General features: G+C 55.6%; 20 protein-coding genes. 7 read left to right on the top strand and 13 right to left on the bottom strand.

Features of this window, described 5'->3' with window-relative positions; all coding sequences use genetic code 11:
* The first annotated feature begins 75 nt into the window (after window positions 1-75).
* The 3 genes from EL098_RS03660 to EL098_RS03650 are packed head-to-tail and all read left to right on the top strand — an operon-like array spanning window position 76 to window position 2218.
* Entirely contained in the window at window positions 76-1350 is a 1275-nt protein-coding gene (locus tag EL098_RS03660) for an FAD-dependent oxidoreductase (RefSeq protein ID WP_126354869.1), read from the top strand.
* 44 nt (window positions 1351-1394) lie between these two features.
* Window positions 1395-1619 (top strand): 4Fe-4S dicluster domain-containing protein, encoded by a 225-nt coding sequence (locus tag EL098_RS03655; protein WP_164716916.1) that lies wholly within the window; start codon window positions 1395-1397, stop codon window positions 1617-1619.
* A 23-nt stretch (window positions 1620-1642) separates the two neighbouring features.
* Window positions 1643-2218: a glycerol-3-phosphate responsive antiterminator gene (locus tag EL098_RS03650; protein WP_126354865.1), complete on the top strand. Its 576-nt coding sequence runs from the start codon at window positions 1643-1645 to the stop codon at window positions 2216-2218.
* Here the strand turns inward: EL098_RS03650 and EL098_RS03645 are convergent.
* The 5 genes from EL098_RS03645 to EL098_RS03625 form a co-directional block, all read right to left on the bottom strand.
* A complete protein-coding gene (locus tag EL098_RS03645) occupies window positions 2202-3068 on the bottom strand; it encodes an electron transfer flavoprotein subunit alpha/FixB family protein (protein WP_126354863.1) in 867 nt (288 codons plus the stop codon). The genes EL098_RS03650 and EL098_RS03645 overlap by 17 nt on opposite strands.
* Window positions 3065-3844, bottom strand: a complete 780-nt coding sequence (locus tag EL098_RS03640; protein ID WP_126354861.1) for an adenine nucleotide alpha hydrolase family protein — start codon at window positions 3842-3844, stop codon at window positions 3065-3067. Before EL098_RS03640 ends, EL098_RS03645 begins: the two co-directional genes overlap by 4 nt.
* Window positions 3822-5177 (bottom strand): MFS transporter, encoded by a 1356-nt coding sequence (locus EL098_RS03635; protein WP_164716770.1) that lies wholly within the window; start codon window positions 5175-5177, stop codon window positions 3822-3824. Before EL098_RS03635 ends, EL098_RS03640 begins: the two co-directional genes overlap by 23 nt.
* Window positions 5178-5237: 60 nt before the next feature.
* A complete protein-coding gene (locus tag EL098_RS03630) occupies window positions 5238-6692 on the bottom strand; it encodes an FAD-binding oxidoreductase (protein ID WP_126354857.1) in 1455 nt (484 codons plus the stop codon).
* A gap of 70 nt (window positions 6693-6762) precedes the next feature.
* On the bottom strand, window positions 6763-7548 hold the full coding sequence (locus tag EL098_RS03625) for an SDR family oxidoreductase (RefSeq protein WP_039287198.1): 786 nt from the start codon (window positions 7546-7548) through the stop codon (window positions 6763-6765).
* A gap of 347 nt (window positions 7549-7895) precedes the next feature.
* On the opposite strand from EL098_RS03625, the gene EL098_RS03620 reads away from it, so the two are divergent.
* A complete protein-coding gene (locus tag EL098_RS03620; RefSeq protein WP_126354856.1) occupies window positions 7896-9197 on the top strand; it encodes an MFS transporter in 1302 nt (433 codons plus the stop codon).
* 23 nt (window positions 9198-9220) lie between these two features.
* Window positions 9221-10699, top strand: coding sequence for an FGGY-family carbohydrate kinase (locus EL098_RS03615; RefSeq protein ID WP_126354854.1), 1479 nt, complete (start codon window positions 9221-9223; stop codon window positions 10697-10699).
* Between the two features lie 46 nt (window positions 10700-10745).
* Here the strand turns inward: EL098_RS03615 and queE are convergent, their stop codons facing one another.
* The 7 genes from queE to rlmD form a co-directional block, all read right to left on the bottom strand.
* Window positions 10746-11417 (bottom strand): 7-carboxy-7-deazaguanine synthase QueE, encoded by a 672-nt coding sequence (queE, locus tag EL098_RS03610; RefSeq protein WP_126358342.1) that lies wholly within the window; start codon window positions 11415-11417, stop codon window positions 10746-10748.
* 239 nt (window positions 11418-11656) lie between these two features.
* Window positions 11657-12673, bottom strand: coding sequence for an alcohol dehydrogenase AdhP (adhP, locus tag EL098_RS03605; protein WP_126354852.1), 1017 nt, complete (start codon window positions 12671-12673; stop codon window positions 11657-11659).
* A gap of 166 nt (window positions 12674-12839) precedes the next feature.
* Window positions 12840-14144 carry a phosphopyruvate hydratase gene (gene eno, locus EL098_RS03600; protein ID WP_126354850.1) on the bottom strand — a complete coding sequence of 435 codons (1305 nt, stop codon included), beginning with the start codon at window positions 14142-14144 and terminating at the stop codon, window positions 12840-12842.
* A gap of 87 nt (window positions 14145-14231) precedes the next feature.
* A complete protein-coding gene (gene pyrG / locus EL098_RS03595) occupies window positions 14232-15869 on the bottom strand; it encodes a glutamine hydrolyzing CTP synthase (protein WP_126354848.1) in 1638 nt (545 codons plus the stop codon).
* A 225-nt stretch (window positions 15870-16094) separates the two neighbouring features.
* Window positions 16095-16886 (bottom strand): nucleoside triphosphate pyrophosphohydrolase, encoded by a 792-nt coding sequence (gene mazG / locus EL098_RS03590; protein WP_126354846.1) that lies wholly within the window; start codon window positions 16884-16886, stop codon window positions 16095-16097.
* A 99-nt stretch (window positions 16887-16985) separates the two neighbouring features.
* On the bottom strand, window positions 16986-19217 hold the full coding sequence (relA, locus tag EL098_RS03585; RefSeq protein ID WP_126354844.1) for a GTP diphosphokinase: 2232 nt from the start codon (window positions 19215-19217) through the stop codon (window positions 16986-16988).
* Between the two features lie 51 nt (window positions 19218-19268).
* Window positions 19269-20582, bottom strand: a complete 1314-nt coding sequence (gene rlmD / locus EL098_RS03580) for a 23S rRNA (uracil(1939)-C(5))-methyltransferase RlmD (protein WP_126354842.1) — start codon at window positions 20580-20582, stop codon at window positions 19269-19271.
* Window positions 20583-20643: 61 nt separating this feature from the next.
* On the opposite strand from rlmD, the gene barA reads away from it, so the two are divergent.
* Window positions 20644-23400 carry a two-component sensor histidine kinase BarA gene (barA, locus tag EL098_RS03575; protein ID WP_126354840.1) on the top strand — a complete coding sequence of 919 codons (2757 nt, stop codon included), beginning with the start codon at window positions 20644-20646 and terminating at the stop codon, window positions 23398-23400.
* Between the two features lie 70 nt (window positions 23401-23470).
* On the opposite strand, the gene EL098_RS03570 is transcribed toward barA, so the two are convergent.
* Window positions 23471-24043, bottom strand: coding sequence for a TetR/AcrR family transcriptional regulator (locus EL098_RS03570; RefSeq protein WP_126354838.1), 573 nt, complete (start codon window positions 24041-24043; stop codon window positions 23471-23473).
* A gap of 183 nt (window positions 24044-24226) precedes the next feature.
* On the opposite strand from EL098_RS03570, the gene EL098_RS03565 reads away from it, so the two are divergent.
* A complete protein-coding gene (locus EL098_RS03565) occupies window positions 24227-25354 on the top strand; it encodes an MBL fold metallo-hydrolase (protein ID WP_126354836.1) in 1128 nt (375 codons plus the stop codon).
* Window positions 25355-25376 lie beyond the last annotated feature (22 nt).

The raw sequence follows: 25376 nt of genomic DNA, 5'->3' as shown, positions 1-25376 counted from the left end.
TGTCTGCGCTCCCCATCAAGCTAATTTTCTTCCCGCTTTGTTAAGCTATTCCGTCGCAATTAAAAGGTGCACGGAATGGCCGCTACAGATTTCGATATTATCGTTGTTGGTGCAGGGATCGCAGGCTGCTGCTGCGCGGCAGAGTGCGCCCGCGCCGGGCTCAATGTTCTGCTTCTTGAACGGGCCAGTCAGCCCGGAGGTAAAAACCTGTCGGGCGGCAGACTCTATACTGCGGCATTCGACGCACTCTTCCCTGACTTTTCTCACGCCGCACCGCTTGAGCGCGCTATTACCCATGAAAAGATCTCCGCCTTAACGACGGACAGCGCAACAACGCTAAACTTTCAGCACACCTCGGCTTCGTCATACAGCGTGCTGCGCGCGCGCCTCGATCCGTGGTTGTTCCGGCAGGCTGAACAAGCCGGAGCGCAGTGCCTGACGGCAACCCAGGTCGATAGCCTGCACGTTGAAAACGGCATCGTACGGGGCGTGGTCATTGAAGGTGAAACATTAAGCGCCAGAGCAGTGGTTATCGCCGAGGGCGCTAATACTCTGCTGGCCGAGCAGCATAAGCTGCTCAACAAGCTTCCCGAGCAGAGCGTTGCCGTCGGCGTAAAAGAAGTGCTTGCCCTGCCGAGGGAGGAGCTGGAAAACCGTTTCGCGCTTGAGGGCAACGAAGGTGCCGCCTGGTTGTTCACCGGTGGCATCTGCGGCGCACAGCCCGCTGGCGGTTTCCTCTATACCAATAACGATTCGCTTTCTGTCGGCATCGTCTGCCCGCTGGCCTCCCTTCGCGCTTCCCCTGAAGCGCTGCCTGACCTGCTGGAAAGTTTTAAGCAGCACCCGACACTTCGCCCGCTTTTACGCCGCGCCGAGCTGGTAGAGTACGCTGCGCATCTCATCCCGGAATGTGGCCTGAACGGACTCCCTGAACGCCTTGCCGGCCCTGGCTATCTGCTGGTCGGCGATAGCGCCCGTTTCTGTATCAATACCGGCTTCACCGTGCGCGGCATGGATTTAGCAGCTCTCTCAGCCCGCGCTGCGGCGCAAACGCTGATTGCCTCGCTGGAGCAGGATGGGAGTACCGATCTCGCACGGGCTTATCGCAGGCAGCTGGAGCGCTCGACGCTATGGGCCGTGCTGGAACGCTACCGCAGGATGCCCGACTTTTTACAAACGCCAGGGCTGTTTCAGGACTATCCGCACCTGCTGGCCGAACTGCAGCGTGATATCTTTGATCCCAGAAGTTTACCGCCGCCACGGCTCAGCAGCCTGCTCTGGAAGCACGCCAGCAGGGCTGGTATTTCCCGGCTGATTAAGGACATTTTTCGTGGAGGGCGCAGTTTGTGAACCTGAATGAAAAACTGGCAAAAAATGCCTGGCAACCCTCGGAGATGCCACACATTGTTCCCGTGGACAGCCCCGACAGAGAGAGCCTTCTCCTGCTGGTCCGCGCCTGCCCGGCCGGGTTATACCGCCAGCGGGAAGACGGCAGCCTGCAGATCGATAATAGCGGCTGCCTGGAGTGCGGCACCTGCCGCCTGCTTTGCGACGAGCAAACCCTCAGCCGCTGGCGCTACCCGCCCGCCGGCTGCGGCATTCAATTACGCTTTGGTTAACTGTAAAAGATGGAGTTCTGGCTGTGACCCTGATGTCCCTACTCAAGCAACACCCGCTGATTGCAGCGGTAAAAGATAACCAGAGCCTGCAGCTGGCGCTGGAGTCCGACTGCCAGGTGATTTCCGTGCTGTACGGCAATATCTGCACCATCACCGGCATTGTGCAGCAGATAAAAAAAGCGAATAAATACGCGCTGGTACACGTCGATTTACTGGAAGGGACGTCGAATAAAGAGATTGTGATTAACTTCCTGAAGCTTGTGACCCAGGCTGACGGCGTGATCAGCACCAAAGCATCGATGGTGAAGGCGGCCAGGGCGCAGGGGTTCTTCGCTATTCACCGGCTGTTTATCGTCGACTCCATCTCCTACCACAACATCGATAAGCAGGTGGCGCAGTCAAACCCGCACTGCATCGAAATACTGCCCGGCTGCATGCCGAAAGTGTTGAAGTGGGTAACCGAAAAAATCGACCTGCCGGTGATAGCCGGTGGCCTGGTGTGCGACGCGGAGGATGCCAACAATGCCCTTGGCGCAGGCGCGTTGGCCATCGCCACCACCAATACCGGCGTCTGGCAGCTGGCTAAATATCTTCCCTGACGCAGTTTTGCAGCTCGGCCAGCACCGGCAGCAGGTCGTCCACAATCCCGACGTCGGCGTGGCGGAAGATTGCCGCCTGTGGGTCGCTGTTAACGGCGACAATAAACCGGCTGTGGGCAATGCCGCTGATAAAAGCTGGTGCGCCGGAGACGCCTGCCGCAAGACAAACATCTGCGGCAATCTGAATGCCGGACATCCCCAACAGCTTGTCCATACTGCACCAGGCGTGCATAACTGCTTCGCGGCTCGCGCCGGTTTGCATGCCCATCGCGATGGCGCAGGCTTCAATTTGCTCCATTGCCTGCGAGCTCCCTGCTCCGCGCCCTACGGCCAGCACAAATTTAGCTTCCGCCAGCCCGGAGGCCCTCTCATCGGCAACAGCCGTGCATTCCACCAGCCAGTCCGGCTTTTGTTCCGCCACAGGAATCGGAAAAAAGTCGATCTCTGGCTGCCAGCTCTCTGCCCCAGGCGCTGCGGCTACGCTCAGACACCAGGGATTATTTTGCAGCCGGAGAGTGGCTACCAGCGCACCGCCCCAGGCGTTTTTACTCACCAGACGTTGGTCAAAATCGGCTCCAGCGGCAGCGGTGCAGGCTTCTCCTTTCAGGCGGTATGCCAGCCGGGTCGCTAGCTCTGCGCCCTGCCAGCCTGAAGGAAACAGCAAGATATCCGCTGGTGCCCGCGCATAGTGCGCGTAAAGCGCATCCAGCTGCGGCTCCATGCATTCAGCCTCCGGCAGCAGCCACCCTTCAGGCTGGACTTTTTCAATCCCGCTGCGCGACAGGAAATGCCCGATCTCATTCATCGCGGCCGCCTTCCCGGCTTCGGGCAGAATCAGGGCAATTTTCATGGCTGCAGCCTTTTACGTAGCCAGTCATGGTAGAGGATGCGGGCCTTTTCACGCGCATCGCTTCCCTGAATGATCAGGCCGCTTCGCTGCCGCTGAGGGTGCTCCAGTGCGACCGGGAAAGGCGCATTTGCCTCGTCGCCCAGCGTTGCCGCGGGCATAACCTCCACGTCTGAAGCCTTTACCGCCAGCTTTTGCCGCAGGCCTGGCGTTCTCAGGCAGTATTCGCCGCGGCTTTCAACCATCAATACCGCTGGCAGACGCACGGTCAGGCTTCGTTTTCCACTCGCCCATCGCTGTTGTAGCTCAACCAGCTCAAGCTCTGGGTTTACCGTAAAATCACAGACCTGACTGAAGCAGGGCCAGCCAAGCTGTTCGGCGAGGTAAAAGCCCGTCTGGCCGCTGTTACCTTCGGCGCTGCGCGACCCAAGCACCACCAGCGCCTGTGGGTTTTGCCGCTGCCAGGCAGCCAGTAAAGCGGCAACCGACGCGGGTGCAAAAGTCAGTTCGCCGTCCCGTCTCAGCCGTACCGCCCGCCCGAATCCCAGCGCCTTAAACTGGCGCAGAAAGCTGTCCGCACGTTCGCTGCCAATGCTGATCGCGGTGAGCTTCAGACCCTCTTCATGACGCAGCAGTATCTCCGCGGCAGCCTGCTCATCTTCGCCCAGGCAAGGGCGAGTTAGCGAGATATCCGGCCCTTTGTGTTTTGCGGCCAGCCACTCTTTTTCCGCCAGCATCGAGAGATCGGGCTCGGCCTTAAAGGCTAACAGAATGTTCATGGTTCACTCCCGGCGGCTGCTCTTTGTTCCCGGAGGCCGCAACAAGGCTCATATTTCGCGTTTCTGGCGCCCAAAGGACGGAAACCAGCAGGCCCAGCAGCAGGACGGCGCTAAGCAACAGCATGGTACTTTGCACGCCGAAGTAGACCAGCGCCACGGGCAGCAGGCCGGTGCTGATTGCCGATCCCAGACGGCTCATCGAGGTTGCAAAACCAACGCCAAACGAGCGGATATCGGTCGGAAAACTCTCCGCCGGCAGCACGCCCACCAGATTGCTGACAGCAGAAATAGTCAGAGTAAAAATAAAGAACAGCAGCAGGATAATTGTGCCGTGTTGCTCCGGCACCAGCGCCAGCGCGGTAAGGCTGAAAAACAGCACCAGAAAGCCGCCGATTAAGAAGCCGCGCCGTGAACAACGGTGGGTCAGCACAAGGCCCGCAATCGCACCGATCACCAGAACCATATTCAGCAGCAGGCTGGCGGTCAGGCCATCCTGCATGCCCAGCAGCCCGGTAATGGACGGCAGCCAGGTATAAATCGCAAACCACGGAATAACGAGGCAGACAAAAAACAGGCTATTAAACGCGGTGCGTCGCCAGTATTGTCCGGAAAAAAGCGTGCGGAGATGGCGGGAGGTCGGCACCGCAATTTCATCGCCGATCACAACATGCTCGCCGAAGCAGCGGCGCACAACCTGATGAGCTTCGGAAACCCTTCCTCGGCGCAGCAGCCAACGAGGCGACTCTGGGGTGCCCCAGCGCAGGAGAGTAATGACCAGCGCAGGCAACGCGGTGGAGGCCAGCAGCCAGCGCCACGCATCCGGCCCGCTGTCCACCAGCTGATGACCAACAAGGCTTGCCAGCACATAGCCCAGCGTCCAGACCACGCTAAACGCGCCGAGCAGTACGCCGCGATGTTTACGTGGGGAAAATTCGGCCAGCAGGGTATGGCCCACGGAATAGTCGCCGCCAAGCCCAATGCCTATTAATACTCGCAGCAGGATCAGCTGCTCTACGTTGCTGACGAAAAACTGTAAAAAGGAGGCCAGGGTGATGAGCACGAAGCTGAAGTTAAAGATTTTCTGGCGGCCAACATGATCGGAGATCCAGCCCAGCGTCAGGCTGCCAAGAAACAGCCCAAGGAGCGCCGAGCCGCCCACCAGCCCTTCCTGAAGCGGCGTAAGGCCCATTTGGGGCGCGATCAGCACCAGCGCAAAGCCAATCACCCCCAGCACATAGCCGTCCGTCAGGTGCGCACCGAAGGTTAGCCCGGCTATGCGTAAATGAAAGCGATTGAGCGGAAGATCATCCATACGAACCGGTTCGGCGTGCATACTTATTCCTTTGTCGATCCGTAAATGAAGAGGTCGGCACCTGAGCGCCGACCGGTAGAGTTATTTTTCAATCGGCCAGATTGTGCCGGTATTCATGATGCCGTTCGGATCGTACTGATCCTTCAGGCCCTGCATGATAGGCCACGCCGTGCCGTGCTCCAGCTTCGACCAGTGCACGCGGTGTTTACCGATCCCGTGGTGGTGTACCATCGATCCGCCAAGGCGAATTGTCTCTTCCACGATGATTTTGTTTAGCGGGTTATGGTACTTGTCGATCTCTTCTTCCGGCTTGCAGTCCACCACGTTGTAGTCGTAAACGAAGTACATGTTGGTGCCGTTGATGTAGCTGTGGGAAGAGTGGCCGCCCAGCATAGTGATGTCGCCAGCGTGAGGGAACTCGTTACGAATGCGCTCGATCACATTATGATAAATCTCATTAATGCAGCTCCAGCTGCCGGACACTTCGGTGGTGAAGCCCATGTTGCCGGTTTTCATGATCTGCACCCGCTCGGCAGCCACTTTATCTGGCCCCCAGTTCAGGTTATTAAACCAGGTTTCGATAAGCTTGCTGTCCACCTTCCTGCACTCCGGATGGCGGGCAACAATCTCTTCGATACCAGCCCCGGTCGCCTCGGCCAGGCGCTTAGAGCCTTCCGCCATAAAGATCAGCACGCATTTACCGTCGGCAAAATGGGTGAAGTGCTGGGTGCCATCTTCAGCGTCATACAGGCGGGCAATTGACGGGCGATACCCCTCCACCATCACCTCCCGCAGGATGTTGAAGCCGGTTTTCATGTTGTCGAGAATGTAACCGTAGAACAGGTTGTTTTCCGGCATGTATTTAAAGATTTTTACCGTCACTTCGGTGATGTAGCAGAGCGCTCCTTCGTTGCCGATAATCACGTGGCGGATGTCAGGGCCAGCCGCGCGGCGCGGCACGTTTTTAATGCGCGTGATGCTGCCATCGGGGAATACGGCCTCCAGGCCAACCACCATGTCCTCAATTGCGCCGTACAGGGTTGAGAACTGGCCGATACTGCGCGTTGCGACGAGCCCCCCCATCTGCGCCAGCGGCTTGGATTGAGGAGAGTGGCCCGTGGTGTAGCCTTTTGCGCGCAGCGCATCTTCCAGCACTTCCAGCGGCACGCCGCACTGGGCGGTCGCCTGCATGTTTTCAATATCAATATCGATAATTTTGTTCAGCCCGGAACCATCCAATACCACGGAGTTTTTCACCACGGTTTCCAGACCCCCTTCCGTTGCCGAAGCCCCGGTGCGCGGAATACAGGTGACCCGGTTGCTGTTCAGAAACGCCAGCACGCTCGAAACTTGCTCAGCGCTCTGCAGTTTCACCACCGCGGCCGGCAGCGGCTGAGTGTACACGCCATGAATATCCGCATATTTTCTGAACCGGTCGATACTGTTTTTCTGTAATACTTTTTCATCGGTAATAACTTGCTGTGGGCCAACAATTTCTTTTAATTGCTCCACAATGGCTTCGCGAGATAAAGACATGACAACTCCTTCCTGACAAATAAGGGAATACAGATAGAAATAAGAGAAAGCAGGAACCACCCTGCGAGAATTACCTGACTAAATAACCACCATCGACCACCAATAAATGACCATTGACATAATCCGAGGCGCGACTGGATAAATAAACCATCGCCCCCATCAGATCCTGAGTTTCGCCCCAGCGGTTTGCCGGAATATGGTCAAGTACGCGTTTATTGGTTTCCGGATTTTTGCGAGTTTCAGTAGTAATATCGGTGGCATAATAGCCCGGCGCTATACCGTTCACCTGAATATTATATTGACCTAATTCATCACAATAGGCTTTTGTTAAGCCGGCCAGCGCGTGTTTTGTCGCAGAATATGCGGGAGACCACTGGCCGCCAAGATAAGAAAACAATGAACAGATATTAATGATTTTACCGTGTTTTTGCGGGATCATCACTTTGGCCGCTTCGTAGCTTAATTCGAACGCTGCGGTCAGGTTGATGTTGATCATCGGGTCCCAGTCGGCGCGACCAAAGTCCAACACCTTGTTGAGCTTACAGATGCCGGCGTTATTGACCAGGATGTCCACTGAGCCAAAGGTTTCCAGACACTGGGCGATGACCTGGGCCGGTGCCCCTTTCTCCGTAATATCAACGGTCATAAAAGCAACTTTTACCCCTTGCTGCTCAATAAGTTGACGCGTTTCGCCTTTCTCCTCCACCACCGTTGGAATAAACACATTCGCTCCGGCTTTCGCCAGCGCCATGGCAAACGCCTGCCCCAGCCCGCTGTTACCGCCGGTGACAATCGCCGTCTTCCCTTTTAGCGAGAAGAAGTCCAGTGAGAATTCGTTGAGTGCGCTGAGCGACATGATGAACCCCTTAAGTTTTTTAAACGCAAAAAAAATGAGAAAAGCAAGCTCCCCCCGAAAGGGAAGTTACTTTTCTCATCGTCTCTAGTAACTGGCTAAAATAAGTATCACAGCGGCGGAGGGCGTTATGTGATCAATCTCACAACTCATTAACGAGAAGCTTTAAAGGCAAAATTATTGCTGATGAAAATCCATAGCGTGATATTTCTCACACTAAAAAAGCGTGCTGCATGATAATAATCTCCGCAATTACTAGAGCCCATGAGAAAAGTAATCAGCCCCTGGCGGGGATTGGTTGCTTTTCTCTTTTTTTTGTCTTTAACAACCCTAATGACTGAGAGCACACCATGCGTGATTCAAATTTTCGTCGCTGGCTAACGCTGGCAATAATAAGTATCAGTGGTGGTGTAAGTTTTGACCTTGCTTATTTAAGGTATATTTATCAAATCCCGATGGCAAAATTTATGGGATTTAGCAATATCGAAATAGGCTTAATTATGAGCACTTTCGGAATAACCGCAATTATTCTATACGCGCCCAGCGGAATTATTGCCGACAAGTTCTCCCACCGCATAATGATGACCCTGGCGATGATTGCTACCGGCCTGCTGGGTATCGTTATGGCCTTCTACCCCCCTCTGTGGGTGATGATCGTTATTCAGGTCGCTTTCGCCGTGACCACCATTCTGATGCTGTGGTCGGTCTCCATCAAGGCCGCTTCCCTGCTGGGCGATCACAGCGAACAGGGCAAAATTATGGGCTGGATGGAGGGCCTGCGCGGCGTCGGCGTAATGGCGCTGGCAGTCTTCACCATGTGGGCGTTCTCGCGCTTCGCTCCGGAAGATGCTAACAGCCTCAGAACCGTCATCCTTATCTACAGCGGCGTGTATATCGCCCTCGGCGTGCTGTGCTGGTTCTTCGTCAGCGACGGTTTTACCGGCCGCACGGAGGCGGCACAGGAGGCTAAAAAACCGGCCTTCCAGCTGAAAGATATCCTCTCCGTTTTGCGCATCAGCACCACCTGGTACTGCAGCATGGTGATCTTCGGGGTCTATACGATTTATGCCATCCTGAGCTACTCCACCAACTATCTGACGGAGATGTATGGCATGTCGCTGGTGGCCGCCAGCTACATGGGCATCGTGATAAATAAAATCTTCCGCGCCATTTGTGGCCCGCTTGGCGGCATTATTACCACCTACAGCAGAATCAAGTCGCCAACGCGAGTTGTACAGCTGCTTTCTATCGTCGGAGCCCTAGCACTGGCTGCGCTACTGGCGACAAATGCCAATCCACAGTCTGTCGCCATGGGCATTGGCCTTATTCTGCTGCTGGGCTTCACCTGCTACGCCTCACGTGGGCTTTACTGGGCCTGTCCCGGTGAAGCCAGAACGCCCTCCTGGATTATGGGGACGACCGTGGGTATCTGCTCGGTCATTGGCTTTCTGCCGGACGTGTTCGTTTACCCTGTTGTCGGCTACTGGCAGGACACCCTCCCTCCTGAGGAGGCCTATCGCAATATGTGGCTGATGGGATTAGTCGCGCTGGGCATGGTTATCGTGTTTGCCTTTTTGCTGATTCGAAAGATTCGTGCAGCCGACCTGGCACAGGAAAAATTGGCATCGCTGGCCGCAACGGGCGAGCGATGAGGGAAAATTGAAGGAGAAAGGCAATGTCGAAGAAATACATCATTGGGATTGATGGTGGAAGCCAGAGTACAAAAGTGGTGATGTACGATCTGGAGGGCAATATCGTCTGCGAAGGTAAGGGGCAGCTTCAGCCGATGCACACGCCAGACGCGGATACCGCCGAGCATCCCGACGACGACCTGTGGGACTCGCTGTGCCGCGCCGGGCAGGATTTGATGAGCCATTTCACCGGCGACAAGAGCGCCATCGTCGGGATTGGCCTCGGCTCCATACGGTGCTGCCGCGCATTATTAAAAGCCGATGGCACTCCTGCAGAGCCGCTGATCAGCTGGCAGGATGCCCGCGTCACCCGCCCCTACGAGCACACCAACCCTGATGTGGCCTGGGTGACATCCTTTTCAGGCTATCTCTCGCACCGCTTAACCGGCGAGTTTAAGGACAATATCGCCAACTATTTTGGCCAGTGGCCGGTGGATTACAAAACGTGGTCCTGGAGCGACGATGACGAAGTGCTGAAGAAATTCAACATACCGCGCGCCATGCTGTTTGACGTGCAAATGCCGGGCACGGTCATCGGCAATATCACGGAGAAAGCGTCGGGGGCAACGGGCTTCCCGGCTGGCCTGCCGGTGGTTTGTACCACCAGCGACAAACCGGTAGAGGCACTCGGCGCCGGGCTGCTGGATGACGAGACGGCGGTGATTTCTCTTGGCACCTATATCGCACTGATGATGAGCGGCAAAACGCTGCCAAACGCGCCTGTGGCCTGGTGGCCCATTATGTCCTCCATTCCGGAAACGCTGCTGTATGAAGGTTACGGTATTCGTAAAGGGATGTGGACGGTGAGCTGGCTGCGGGACATGCTGGGCGAGTCGCTGATTCAGGATGCAAAAGCGCAAAACCTGTCGCCGGAAGGACTGCTGAATAAGAAGGCCGCGCTGGTGCCGCCAGGCTGCAACGGCCTGATGACGGTGCTGGACTGGCTGACCAACCCGTGGGAGCCGTTCAAGCGCGGGATCATGATTGGCTTTGATTCCAGCATGGACTACGCGTGGATTTATCGCTCCATTCTTGAAAGCATCGCCCTGACGCTGAAAAACAACTACGACAATATGTGCACTGAGATTGATCGCTTTGCCAGACATCTGATCATCACGGGAGGCGGCTCCAACAGCGACCTGTTTATGCAGATCTTTGCCGACGTGTTCAATCTGCCGGTCAGGCGTAACGCCATCAACGGCTGTGCCAGCCTGGGCGCCGCCATCAATACCGCCGTCGGGCTGGGGCTGTACACCAGCTATGAGACTGCTGTTGGAAAAATGGTGCGGGTCAAAGATGTCTTTATGCCGATAGAAAGCAACGCTAAACGCTATGAGGCGCTAAACAAGGGGATCTTCAGGGAGCTGACGCAGCATACCGATGTCATTTTGAAAAAATCGTATCAGGTGCTGCACGGCGATCTGGACAACAAAGACGCCATTCAAAGCTGGTCCAACGCTTAACCACGCGCTGAAAGCCGGGAGCCTTTACTGCGCCCGGCTTAACGCATCAGGCGATATTCAGATACTTGTGCGTCTGCATCGACAGGCGCCAGTTGCGTGCAATGCAGGTTTCAATGCACAGGCGAGTCGCGTCCTCTTTCTGGCTGATAGGCTGCAGGGCGATGATGCGGCTCTTCTCATCCGTCAGGGTGGCAAGCAGTTCGTCGAGGGCTTCAATATCGCGCATGCGCCCTACCGGATGCTTAATTTCATCCGCACGCTCCAGCGCCTGGGAGAGAATATCGTAGCCGCCGCGCATGTTGACCTTCGGGGAAACCGTCACCCAGGTGTTCGCCGTGCAGCGTACTTCGTGGGTGCCGCTGGTTTCTATCTGGCAGCTGAAACCGTTTTTCTCCAGCAGATGGGTCAGCGGGGTGAGATCGTGAATGCAGGGTTCACCGCCGGTGATCACCACGTGGCGCGCGGTGTAGCCCTGACGACCAATCACCGCCAGCAGCTCTTCGGCGCTTCCGGCGCCCCATTTGTCGCTCTCTTTGGTTTTGGCCAGGATGCTGAACAGCGAAACTTCGCGATCCGCGAGCTTATCCCAGGTATGTTTGGTATCGCACCAGGCGCAGCCTACCGGGCAACCCTGCAGACGAATAAAAATGGCGGGCACGCCGGTAAAATAGCCTTCCCCTTGCAGGGTCTGGAACATCTCGTTAATCGGGTACTGCATAATCATCTCGGTCATAGTCGCAAAAAGCGATTATCGCAGAACTGCTGGCTGAGATCATGTTTTAAGCACAGACTGAATGAATCGCCCGCCGCTCACGACCACAGGGGACCCTAATACCGACAGGTCGCAGCTATTTCAGAGGACTCAACCTTCTCTCGGCGAACACGCGGCCTGCGTATCACCCGATGGCGATGTCGAAGATGGGGGCGTAAAGGCCGGGATCGTCCCGGCCTTATTGCTTATTTTTTCAGTTTAAAATCGATGACCATGCGGCCTTTTATCCTGCCGCTCTCCATTTCATGGAAGATAGCGTTTATGTCCTCCAGCGGACGCAGCGTGACCTTCGGCGTAACCTTGCCTTCAGCGGCAAACTGGAATGCTTCTGTAAGATCCTGGCGCGTGCCGACCAGCGAGCCCACGACCTCGATACCGTCCAGAACAAGACGGGGAATGTTGAGGCTCATGGACTCCGGCGGCAGGCCAACGGCCACGATGCGGGCACCGGCACGTACGGCGTCAACGGCAGAGTTAAAGGCCGCTTTTGCAACGGCAGTCACTACCGCAGCATGGGCGCCGCCTACTTTTTCCTGAATGATTTTTGCCGCATCTTCCTGGCGGGAGTTGATCACCAGATCGGCACCGCTCTCTTTGGCAAACTCAAGCTGAGCGTCGTTGACGTCTATCGCAATCACTTTGGCGTTAAAGACGTTTTTGGCATACTGCAGCGCGAGGTTGCCGAGACCGCCTAAACCATAGATAGCTATCCACTGGCCCGGTTTGATATGGGACACCTTCACCGCTTTATAGGTGGTGACCCCGGCACAGGTAATGCTGCTCGCTTCCGCCGAAGCCAGGCCATCCGGAACCTTAACGGCGTAGTCCGCCACCACGATGCACTCTTCGGCCATACCGCCATCCACGGTAAAGCCTGCGTTGCTTACGCTGCGGCACAGCGTTTCATTACCGGAATTACAATATTCGCAGTGACCACATCCGCGGAAGAACCAGGCTACACTTGCCCGATCGCCTACCTTCAGCGAGCTGACGCCAGGCCCGATCGCCTTCACAACGCCGATGCCTTCATGCCCCAGCGTTGTACCGGTGACGTCGCCAAAGTCTCCATTTTTAACGTGCAAATCCGTATGGCATACCCCACAGCACTCCATAGCCAACAGCGCCTCACCATGCTCCAGCGCGCGCACGGGTTTATCAATGATATCGACTGAATGGTTCTGACTCACAATTGCTGCTTTCATAATCGGTCTCCTGACCTGTTGTGAATGTTCAGATTAGCCTGGCCCTCATAAAAGGAGAGTGCAACTATTAAGTTTTAAACAGGCTTGCAGGGGAATGGGGTTATCCGACAGACGAAAAAAAACCCGCCGAAGCGGGTTTTGCAAAGTCTAAAGCAGCAGTAAGAACTTACTGACCTTTAACTTCTTTCAGGCCGTTGAACGGCGCTGGGGTGCCCTGTGCAGCCAGTGCTTCTTCGATACGAATCAGCTGGTTGTACTTAGCAACACGGTCAGAACGGCTCATAGAACCAGTTTTGATCTGGCCTGCAGCGGTACCCACAGCCAGGTCAGCGATGGTCGCGTCTTCGGTTTCGCCGGAACGGTGAGAGATAACCGCAGTGTAGCCAGCGTCTTTCGCCATTTTGATCGCAGCCAGAGTTTCGGTCAGGGAACCGATCTGGTTGAATTTGATCAGGATGGAGTTAGCGATACCTTTATCGATACCTTCTTTCAGGATCTTGGTGTTGGTGACGAACAGATCGTCACCCACCAGCTGGATTTTGTCGCCCAGCACTTTGGTCTGGTATGCGAAACCAGCCCAGTCAGATTCGTCCAGACCGTCTTCGATAGAAACGATTGGGTACTGTTTGGTCAGCTCTTCCAGGAAGTGAGTGAACTCTTCGGAAGTGAACGCTTTGTTGCCTTCGCCGGCCAGCACGTATTTGCCGTCTTTGTAGAACTCAGACGCTGCACAGTCCATCGCCAGAGTAACGTCTTTACCCAGCTCGTAGCCCGCGGCTTTAACCGCTTCAGCGATAACAGCCAGCGCTTCTGCGTTAGAACCCAGGTTAGGCGCGTAGCCGCCTTCGTCACCCACAGCGGTGTTCATGCCTTTGGACTTCAGCACTTTAGCCAGGTTGTGGAACACTTCAGAACCGATACGTACCGCTTCTTTCAGGGTTTTCGCGCCAACAGGCTGAATCATGAACTCCTGAATATCAACGTTGTTGTCAGCGTGCTCGCCGCCGTTGATGATGTTCATCATAGGCAGAGGCATAGAGTATTTGCCTGGGGTGCCGTTCAGTTCAGCGATGTGAGCGTAAAGCGGCAGGCCTTTAGAGGCAGCAGCGGCTTTAGCAGCAGCCAGAGAAACCGCCAGGATAGCGTTAGCGCCAAACTTGGATTTGTTCTCGGTACCATCCAGATCGATCATGATCTTATCGATGTTAGCCTGGTCTTTAGCATCTTTGCCAAGCACGGCTTCAGCGATAGGGCCGTTAACCGCAGCAACAGCTTTCAGTACGCCTTTACCCATGAAACGAGATTTGTCGCCATCGCGCAGTTCCAGAGCTTCACGTGAACCGGTAGAAGCGCCTGATGGTGCCGCTGCCAGACCAACGAAACCGCCTTCCAGGTGAACTTCGGCTTCAACAGTCGGGTTACCGCGGGAGTCGATGATTTCACGACCGATCACTTTCACAATTTTGGACATAGTAGGTTTTCCTCAAGTCACAACGTTAAACTAAAACTCCAGACAAACAACGCGCGAGAATGTCGCGCGTTGCCGTTCTAACTCTGCTTACTTCGCCTGGCGCTTCTGGTACTCACCGGCGGCTTTCACGAAGCCTGCAAACAGTGGGTGCCCGTCACGCGGAGTCGAAGTGAATTCCGGGTGGAACTGGCAGGCAACAAACCACGGATGGTTTGGCACCTCAATGATTTCCACCAGTTGGTCATCACCGGAACGACCTGCAACACGTAAACCAGCTGCTTCAATCGGTTTCAACAGCATGTTGTTGACTTCATAGCGATGGCGATGGCGTTCAACGATAGTTGGCTCACCGTACATCTCACGAACCAGGCTGCCGTCGGTCAGCTGACACTGCTGCCCGCCGAGGCGCATGGTGCCGCCCAGATCGCTCTTCTCGCTGCGGACCTCAACGTTGCCTTCTTCATCGCGCCACTCGGTGATCAGCGCCACCACAGGGTACTTACAGTCTGGCACAAATTCAGTCGAGTTGGCGTTATCCATGCCCGCCACGTTACGGGCGAACTCGATAAGCGCAACCTGCATACCCAGGCAAATACCCAGGTAAGGGATGTTGTTTTCGCGGGCATAGCGAGCGGTGGCAATTTTGCCTTCAACGCCGCGGTAGCCGAAGCCGCCAGGGATCAGGATAGCATCCAGGCCTTTCAGCAGCTCTACGCCACGGGTTTCAACATCCTGTGAATCAATCAGCTTGATGTTCACGGTCAGGCGATTTTTCAGCCCGCCGTGCTTCAGCGCTTCAATCACCGATTTATAGGCATCCGGCAGTTCAATGTACTTGCCAACCATACCGATGGTGATTTCGCCCGTTGGGTTGGCTTCTTCATAGATAACCTGTTCCCATTCTGCCAGATTGGCTTCCGGTGCGTTCAAGCTGAATCGTTTACAAATATAATCGTCCAGCCCCTGTGATTTCAACAGGCCTGGAATTTTATAGATAGAATCGACGTCTTTCAGAGAGATTACCGCTTTCTCCGGAACGTTACAGAACAATGCAATCTTCGCGCGCTCGTTGGCCGGCACAACGCGGTCAGAGCGGCAGATCAGCACGTCTGGCTGGATACCGATGGAGAGCAGTTCTTTTACGGAGTGCTGCGTCGGTTTGGTTTTCACTTCACCGGCTGCGGCCATGTAAGGCACCAGGGTCAGATGCATGTAGAGGGTGTGCTCGCGGCCCACTTCTACCGCCATCTGACGAATCGCTTCAAGGAACGGCAGGGACTCGATGTCACCGACGGTGCCGCCGATTTCAACCAGCACCACGTCGTGGCCTTCACCACCTTCCAGAATACGTTCTTTAATGGCGTTGGTGATGTGCGGGATAACCTGCACGGTCGCGCCAAGATAGTCACCACGGCGCTCTTTACGCAGAACGTCAGAGTAGATACGGCCGGTGGTGAAGTTGTTACGGCGGCTCATCTTGTTACGGATAAAACGCTCGTAGTGACCCAAATCCAGATCGGTTTCAGCGCCGTCTTCGGTAACGAACACTTCCCCATGTTGAATAGGGCTCATGGTACCCGGATCGACGTTGATGTACGGATCGAGTTTCATGATGGATACGTTGAGGCCACGGGCTTCAAGAATAGCTGCGAGGGAGGCTGCGGCAATGCCTTTACCCAGAGAGGAAACGACCCCGCCGGTCACAAAAATATAGTTCGTTGTCATGCTGAACCTGAGAAGTTAGGTTTAAAGACGATGGAATAACCAGGACGGGAAAGTAGTATACCCGAACAGCATGGGCGCCACAAACATTCATTCTGTTCCCCGGAAATCAATCCGGCACCGCAGTCAGGCTAAGAAAATAGCCCTTCCGCGATAAATGTTTTTGACGCAAATCAATCGGTTGTTAAATAAAAAGCGCCAAAAAGTGCAGCTGATAGCAAAAACACGTTAGATATCAGTTTCCTGGCGTTTCACTTCCTGCCAGGCATTTTCCATGATTTCCAGCCCGGCCTGCTCCATCGTCAGCCCCTGGGCGGCGACAATTGCCTCCACTTTTCGGAAACGCGCCTCGAATTTTCGGTTAGCTTTTTGTAACGCCACTTCGGCTTTGGTTCCCAAATGGCGCGCCAGATTAACGGTAGCGAACAATAAATCGCCCACTTCCTCTTCCAGCTTCGCCTCATCCACCACCACCTGCTGGGCTTCAAACATCACTTCGTCGATCTCTTCGTGCACTTTATCCAGCACCGGGCCAAGCGTCTTCCAGTCAAAGCCGACGTTTGAGCAGCGTTTCTGGATTTTCTGGGCACGCATCAGCGCAGGCAGCGCTTCAGGGATATCGTCCAGCGCTGAGTGCTGGGCCTTCTGCGCACGCTCTTCAATTTTGATCTGCTCCCACTTCGCCAGCACTTCACCGCTGGTCGCGGCGTCACCGTCAGCAAAGATATGCGGGTGGCGGCGCTCAAGCTTGTCGCTGATACCACGGCAGATATCTTCGAAGTTGAAGCGCCCTTCTTCCTGCCCCATCTGCGCGTAAAACACCACCTGGAACAGCAGGTCGCCAAGCTCGCCGCGCAGATCGTCAAAATCTTCACGGTTAATGGCGTCGAGCACTTCATAGGTTTCTTCGAGGGTATGAGGGGCGATGGTGGCAAAGGTCTGTTCGCGGTCCCACGGGCAGCCGTTTTCAGGATCGCGCAGGCGCTGCATGATCCCAAGCAGGCGGTCGATTTGAGTCATTGTTATTCCTTGTTTTTTTACCCTCACCGTCCCCTCTTCCTAAACGGAGAGGGGACGGGATTGAGTAGAATGGTTCTCTGCGAGGCCAGGGGCAATAAATTAGCCGTGCAGCCTGCGGGCATCGATAATGTCCGGCACCTGGCTTAGTTTACCCAGCACGCGTCCAAGCACCTGCAGGTTGTAGATCTCAATGGTCATATCGATGGTGGCCAGCTGCTGCTTCGTATCGCTGCGGCTGGCAACGCCAAGCACGTTGACCTTCTCGTTCGCCAGAATCGTGGTGATATCGCGAAGCAGGCCGCTACGATCGTTGGCCGTCACGCGAACCACCAGCGAATAGCCGCTGGAATAGCTCTCTCCCCAGACGGCATCGACAATGCGCTCCGGCGCATGGGACTGCAGCTCGGCCAGCTGATCGCAGTCCGCACGGTGAATCGAGATCCCACGCCCCTGGGTGATGAAACCAACGATTTCATCTCCGGGGATCGGCTGGCAGCAGCGGGCGATGTGGTGCATAAGATTACCTACACCCTCAACAACCACGCGCCCGTTATCTTTACTGCTGGACTGCGGCGGTGAATAAGTTTTTTGCTTCAGCTGGCGCAGCGCGGCGGCATCCTGCTCTTCGGCGCTTGGCTTATTGAACTGCGCCTGCAGGTAGTTACTCATCTGATTGAGGCGAATATCCCCGCCGCCGATAGCCGCCAGCAGCTCTTCAATTTCGTTGAAGTTGTAGCGCGGCAGCAGCGTTTTTTCCGCCTCTTTCAGGCTGATCCCCAGATGCTCAATTTCGTTATCCAGGATCTGACGCCCGGCGAGAATGTTCTTATCCCGATCCTGCTTGCGGAACCAGTTATGGATCTTCGCGCGCCCGCGGCTGGTGGTGATGTAGCCCAGGTTTGGGTTAAGCCAGTCGCGGCTCGGGTTAGGCTGCTTCTGGGTAATCACTTCAACCTGATCGCCCATCTGCAGCTGATAGGTGAACGGCACGATGCGCCCGCCGATCTTAGCCCCGATGCAGCGGTGCCCCACATCGCTGTGAATGTGGTAGGCAAAGTCCAGCGGCGTCGAGCCCGCAGGCAGGTCGACAACGTCTCCCTTCGGCGTAAACACATAGACGCGATCGTCAAACACCTGGCTGCGGACCTCGTCGAGCATCTCGCCGGAATCGGACATCTCTTCCTGCCAGGCAATAAGCTTACGCAGCCACGCGATACGATCTTCATGACCAGAACTGCCGCTGCGTGCGTTGCCCTCTTTGTACTTCCAGTGCGCGGCAACGCCCAGCTCGGACTCTTCGTGCATCTGCTTGGTGCGGATCTGAATCTCGATCGTTTTGCCGTTAGGGCCAAGCACCACGGTATGAATAGACTGGTAGCCGTTCGGTTTCGGGTTGGCGACATAGTCATCAAACTCGTCCGGCATGTGGCGGAAATGAGTATGGACTATCCCCAGCGCGGCATAACAATCCTGCAGGCGTTCAGCGACAATGCGCACAGCACGTACGTCAAACAGCTCGTCAAAGGCGAGGTGCTTTTTCTGCATTTTACGCCAGATGCTGTAGATATGTTTCGGCCGGCCATAAACCTCAGCCTTCACGCCCTCTTCTTTCATCGAAGCGCGCAGCGTGGCAACAAAATCGTCAATATACTGCTCGCGATCGATACGGCGCTCGTGCAGCAGTTTTGCGATGCGCTTATATTCCGCCGGGTGCAAATAGCGGAAGCAGTAATCTTCCAGCTCCCACTTGAGCTGGCCGATGCCGAGGCGGTTCGCCAGCGGCGCGTAGATATTGGTACACTCTTTGGCGGCGAGCACGCGCTCGTCTTCCGGCGCATCCTTCACTTCGCGCAGATGAGCAATTCGTTCGGCAAGCTTAATCACCACGCAGCGGAAATCATCCACCATCGCCAGCAGCATTCGGCGAACGTTATCCACCTGGTCGGAAGATACAGAGTCGTTGTGGGTCGCCTTCAGGTGGCGGATAGCGTCCATATCGCGCACGCCGTGAATCAGCGTCACAATCTGCTTGCCAACGCTTTCCAGCATTATTTCTTCACTGACCACGCCGGCATCCGCCAGCGGGAACAGCAGCGCGGCGCGAAGAGTATCGTTATCCATACTCAGCATCGAGAGGATTTCGACCATCTCTACCCCGCGCCACAGCAGCAGCTCGGCGTCGGGATGTCCTTTGGTCTGGCGTTCACAATACGCCCAGGTTTCGGCTAAGCGTTCACACGACTGCTGGTTTGAAATCCCGAGGCTTGCAATCCATTTTTCGGGCGCAAATTCGCCAGCTTTGTTGAGATGTGCACTTCTTACCGCAACCATTATCCTCTCCTGTCGGGCTAACACTCAGGCAAATAGACCTGATTAACCGCTTTAAATACGCTCAAAGAGCGCCATAGACTCCAGATGCCCGGTGTGGGGGAACATATCGAGCATAGTCAGTCGCTTAATTTGATACCCTGCGGCCAGCAACGCTTCGCTGTCGCGCGCAAGCGTGGTGGGGTTACAGGATACGTACACCACGCGACTCGGCGCCAGCTTGATAACGTGTTGCATAACGCCCGCCGCACCGGCGCGCGCCGGGTCGAGCAATATTTTAGTGAATCCTTGTTGCGCCCACGGCTGACGCGTCACCTCATCCTCCAGATTTTCATGGAAGAACGTCACGTTTTTCAGCGAATTATGCTGAGCATTATATTCACCTTTCGCCACCAGCGCAGCAACACCCTCAACGCCCACTACCGCCGAGGCTCGTTTTGCTAACGGCAGGGTAAAATTCCCCATACCGCAGAACAAATCTAGCACCCGATCCTCCGGCTGCACCTCCAACCACTCGATAGCCCGGGCGACCATCTGCTGGTTTACCGCATCGTTAACCTGGATAAAGTCCCGCGGGCTAAAGGTTAAGCGTAGCCCGTCTGAGTGATACCAGGGCTCTTCCTTTGCCAGCGACTCCAGATTGTCGCTGTCAGGCGCAAGAAATAGCGCCACTTCGTGGGAATGCGAAAACTGTTCCAGTTTTTTCCGGTCATCCTCATCGGGCGGCGCCAGATGGCGCAGCACCATCAGCGGCCCGCCGTCGGCGAGAACCAGCTCCACGTGGCCAAGGCGATTAACGATACTTAATCCCGACAGACACTGCCGCAGCGGTTCAAGCAATGCTTCAAGCCGGGGCGCCAGCACGGGGCAATGGTGAATATCCACCAGCGCTTTATCACTCGCCTTACGAAAACCCATCTGTAAGGTTTGCGTGCGCGGCAGATAATTCAACCCCAGCCGTGCGCGACGACGGTATCCCCATGGCGCGGCGGAAATAATTTCGTCTACCTGACGAGGATGTTCGCGCTCACCCATCATCCGCCCAAGGGCTTTAGACTTCGCTTCCTGCTGCAGCGCGACGCTTGCGTGCTGCTGCTGGCAGCCGCCACAGACGCCAAAGTGCGGGCAACGTGGTTTTACCCGCTCCGGGCTGTCGTTTAAGCGGCGCTTTACCTCAGCCAGAGCGTAGCTACGCTTATCTTCAGTAATGCGAACCTCAACCTGTTCGCCGGGTAATGCGCCGCGAATAAAGAGCGCTTTGCCTTTGTGACGCGCAACGCCCTGACCGAACGGATCGAGGTCGTTGACGGTCACGGTTATTAATTCACGATTCGTATCGCGTCGCTTTGCAGAGTAGAATTGCGCCATGATGTAAGTAGATGTGTTCTCAAATGCCACTGTTGCTTTTATTGTCCCATATCGGAACCCCATGACCAACTACAGCCTGCGTGCACGTATGATGATCCTGATCCTGGCCCCGACGCTTTTGGTCGGCTTGCTGCTCAGCATCTTTTTCGTTGTCCATCGTTACAATGACTTGCAGCGCCAGTTGGAGGATGCCGGCGCCAGCATTATCGAACCGCTGGCGGTCTCCAGCGAGTATGGAATGAACTTCCACAGCCGGGAATCAATTCGCCAGCTGGTCAGCGTGCTGCACCGACGCCATTCGGAGATCGTGCGCGGCATTTCAATTTACGATGACAGCAACAACCTGTTCGTCACCTCTAATTTTCAGCACAACGCGGCGCGCCTGAGGCTGCCCGATGGCGAAAAGCTGCCGACCGATCTCACTGTGAGCCGAATCGGCGACCTGATGATCCTGCGCATGCCGATTATTTCGGAGAGGTATTCGCCGGATGAGTCCGCTGAAGCCAGCGTCAAGCAGGGCAACAGCATGCTCGGCTATGTCGCTATGGAGCTGGATCTCAAATCGGTCCGGCTTCAGCAGTACCGCGAAATTTTCATTTCCACGCTGATGATGCTGTTCTGTATAGGAATAGCAATGCTGTTCGCCTACCGGCTGATGCGCGACGTCACCGGGCCAATTCGCAACATGGTGAATACCGTTGACCGCATCCGCCGCGGCCAGCTCGACAGCCGGGTTGAAGGCTTTATGCTGGGCGAGCTGGATATGCTGAAAAACGGCATTAATTCGATGGCGATGTCGTTGACCGCCTACCACGAAGAGATGCAGCACAACGTTGACCAGGCTACCTCCGACCTGCGCGAGACCCTCGAACAGATGGAGATTCAGAACGTGGAGCTCGATCTTGCCAAGAAGCGCGCGCAGGAAGCCGCCCGCATTAAATCCGAATTCCTGGCAAATATGTCCCATGAGTTGCGTACGCCGCTTAACGGGGTGATTGGTTTTACCCGTCTGACGTTAAAAACGGATTTGAACCCGACCCAGCGCGACCATCTCTACACCATTGAACGCTCGGCCAATAATTTACTCACCATCATTAACGACGTGCTGGACTTCTCCAAGCTCGAAGCGGGCAAGCTGATGCTGGAGTCTATTCCGTTCCCGCTGCGCAACACCCTCGATGAAGTGGTGACGCTGCTGGCGCACTCCGCCCACGACAAAGGCCTTGAGCTGACGCTAAACATCAAAAATGACGTCCCGGACAATGTGATTGGCGACCCTCTGCGCCTGCAGCAGGTCGTCACCAATCTGGTGGGCAATGCCATTAAGTTTACCGAAACCGGCAATATCGATCTGCTGGTGGAAAAACGAGCCGAGGGGAACAACAAGGTTCAGATTGAGATGCAGATCCACGATACCGGTATCGGCATCCCTGAGCAGGAGCAGTCGCGTCTTTTCCAGGCCTTCCGTCAGGCAGATGCGAGTATCTCGCGCCGCCACGGCGGTACGGGACTGGGGCTGGTTATCACCCAGAAACTGGTCAATGAGATGGGCGGCGATATCTCCTTCCACAGCAAACCTAATCGTGGTTCAACCTTCTGGTTCCATATCAGCCTCGACCTGAACCCGAACGCCGTCAATGACAGGCAGGCGATGGACAAGCTGGCGGGGAAACGTCTCGGCTACGTTGAGCCGAACGCCACCGCCGCGCAAAGCACGCTGAATTTGCTGCAGAACACGCCGCTGGAAGTGATCCACAGCCCGTCGCTGTCCGGGCTGCCCGACGAGCATTTTGATATCCTGCTGTGCGGCATTCCCGTCACCTTTACGGAAACGCTCACGCTGGAGAACCCAAAGCTCGCCAAGGCAGTGACCATGTCAGACTGCCTGATTCTGGCGCTACCTTGTCATACCCAGGTGGGTGCGGAAGAGCTCAAACGCCAGGGCGTTGCGGGCTGCCTGATAAAACCCATTACCTCCACCCGCCTGTTCCCGATGCTGCTTGAAAGCTGCCCTAAAACGAATCTGACGCTGCCGTTTATTGAGCAGAGTAACAAGCTGCCGATGGCGGTGATGGCGGTGGACGACAACCCTGCAAACCTGAAGCTGATCGGCGCGCTGCTGGAAGACCGGGTTCAGCAGGTCGTGCTGTGCGAAAGCGGGTCGCAGGCGCTGGAACGCGCAAGGCAAATGAATATTGATATCGTCTTGATGGACATTCAAATGCCGGAGATGGACGGAATTCGGGCCTGCGAACTGATTCGCCAGCTGCCGCACCATCAGCAAACCCCGGTGATTGCCGTTACCGCTCACGCGCTGGCGGGGCAAAAGGAGAAGCTGATGAGCGCCGGCATGAACGACTATCTGGCTAAGCCGATTGAAGAGGAAAAACTGCATCGCCTGCTGATGCGCTACCATCCCGGCAACATCGGGCAGGTTCCTGCGCCGCGGGAAGAGCCGCCGCCTCCGGCGATTAACATCAATAAAACGCTGGACTGGAACCTGGCCCTGCATCAGGCCGCCAACAAAGCAGACCTGGCGCGTGAGATGCTTGAAATGCTGCTGGAGTTTCTGCCGGAAGTGAGAAATATCCTCGAAGAACAGCTGGTGGGTGACAAACCAGAAGGGCTGGTCGATATTATTCACAAGCTGCACGGGAGCTGCAGCTACAGCGGCGTTCCGCGCATGAAAAAGCTCTGCCAGACGCTGGAGCACGAGTTACGCAACGGCGTAGCACCGGAGGAGATGGAGCCTGAAATTCTGGAGCTGCTGGACGAAATGGATAACGTTGCCCGTGAGGCGAAGCAGTACCAGGGCTGATCGCGGAACTACACACAAAGAGGGAATGCCCGGCATCCCTCTTTATCTTTTCGACCAAACAGGCAGCGGCTTAACCTTTGGTCATCCCCCGCCACATGACGTCAAAGCCCGCTGACTTGTACTCCTCTCTGCGCGAGGCATCCCGTCCCGCGAACTCCATGGTGGTTTCCGCAAGCGCAAAAAAAATGGCGTCGGCAAAGGCCGTTTCAATGCCGGTCAGCGCCTCGTTGGTGACGCATTCCTTCGACAGCTCGCGAAGATCCGGGTAGGCCTGATAAACCTTCTCCAGCGTGTCAGGCGTGATCTTGCCGGATACCGCAAGCTGGCGCATCGCTTTGCGGGCATTGATGTTCACCAGCCCCCAGTCGATATAGTTTCCCCACACCGTTCTGGAGCGCTCTTTACTCAGCGCATGCCTATCGTAGGTCTTCATCAGCATGCTGCCGAGGTCTTGCTTGTGATGAAGATAAACGGCATTAAGCAACTCGTCTTTGGTCGGGAAATAGCGGAACAATGTCCCTTCGGCCACGCCTGCTTTTCTGGCAATTAAAGACGTTGCCGCCCCCAGTCCCAGCTCCGCTATCGCGTCGGTAGCCGCATCGAGTAATGCTAATCGTTTATCTTCACTTTTTGGACGAGCCACAGTTCCTCACAAGCCAGTTATCTGCAGGGATAGGGATTTCAGCCATCACGATCGCCGCGATCGCTGAACGTTATGTTCTTTATCATACCGTAAAATTTATTGACGGTTGACCTCGCCCGTCTATAATGAGTGTTTACTCACTCAATAGCAACGTGAACCGCACGATTTCTAAGAGAACCCTTTATGGCTGCCGCTCATTCGGGCAAGCGTTCGTTAACCCTAAAATTCATGGTCGTGATTATGTTATTAGGCCTTACTGCCACCAGCGCTGCGCTGTTCCCGGTGACTGAATTCGGCAAATTGCCGCAGGGCAGCCGTCTCGAACGCATTGAGCAGTCGCCTCAGTACCGTGACGGCAAGTTCCACAATCAGCAGGAGACGCCGATGATGACCGACAAACGAGGTCGGCTGGCGGCGCTGTGGGATTTCTTCTCCTCCCGTCCAGATACGGTGAAACCCGATCGCCCTCTGCCGCTGATCGAAACCGATCTGGCTGCGCTTGATAAGCAGCAGGATCTGGTGGTGTGGCTTGGGCATTCGTCGTGGTTTATCCAGCTCGAAGGCAAACGCATTCTTATCGATCCGGTGTTCAGCCACTACGCTGCGCCTTTCGCTTTTTTGAACAAGGCGTTTGCGGGCGACTATCCGTGGCGAGCGGAAGATATGCCGGAAATCGATACCCTGGTTATCTCTCACGATCACTGGGATCATCTGGATTACCCCACGCTGCGCGCGCTAAAACCAAAAATTAAACAGATCGTGACGCCGCTTGGCGTTGGCGCACACCTTGAGGCGTGGGGCTTTGAACCAGCGCTTATTCATGAGCTCGACTGGCAGGAAAAAGTCTCCATTGATGACGCGTTAACGATCCACGCTCTGCCGGCCCGCCACTTCTCAGGCCGAGGCTTAAACGGCAACAAAACGCTGTGGGCCAGCTTTATGTTGGTCACCCCGCAGCGGAAAGTTTATTACAGCGGCGACACCGGCTATGGCCCACACTTTAAGCAAATCGGCGAGCAGTTTAACGATATCGATCTCGCAATTATGGAAAACGGCCAGTACGACGAAGGCTGGAAGTACATTCACATGATGCCGGAAGAAGCCGCAAAGGCAACGGAAGAGCTGGGCGCTAAAACCATGGTGCCGGGGCATGCGGGTCGATTTGCGCTGGCAAACCATAGCTGGGACGAGCCCTTCCGCCGCATCGCTGCCGCAAGCGTGGGCCGCAGCTACCGCCTGCTTACGCCGGAAATGGGGCAAATACTGGAAGTCAGTCAAACACGCCAGGCTTTCGACGCCTGGTGGGAATAGCACTATCAATTATCGAACGAGC

The organism is Cedecea lapagei (genome assembly GCF_900635955.1).
GTDB lineage: Bacteria > Pseudomonadota > Gammaproteobacteria > Enterobacterales > Enterobacteriaceae > Cedecea > Cedecea lapagei.
Note: the sequence above shows the minus strand (reverse complement) of the source record. Positions and strands in the feature narration are given on the sequence as shown.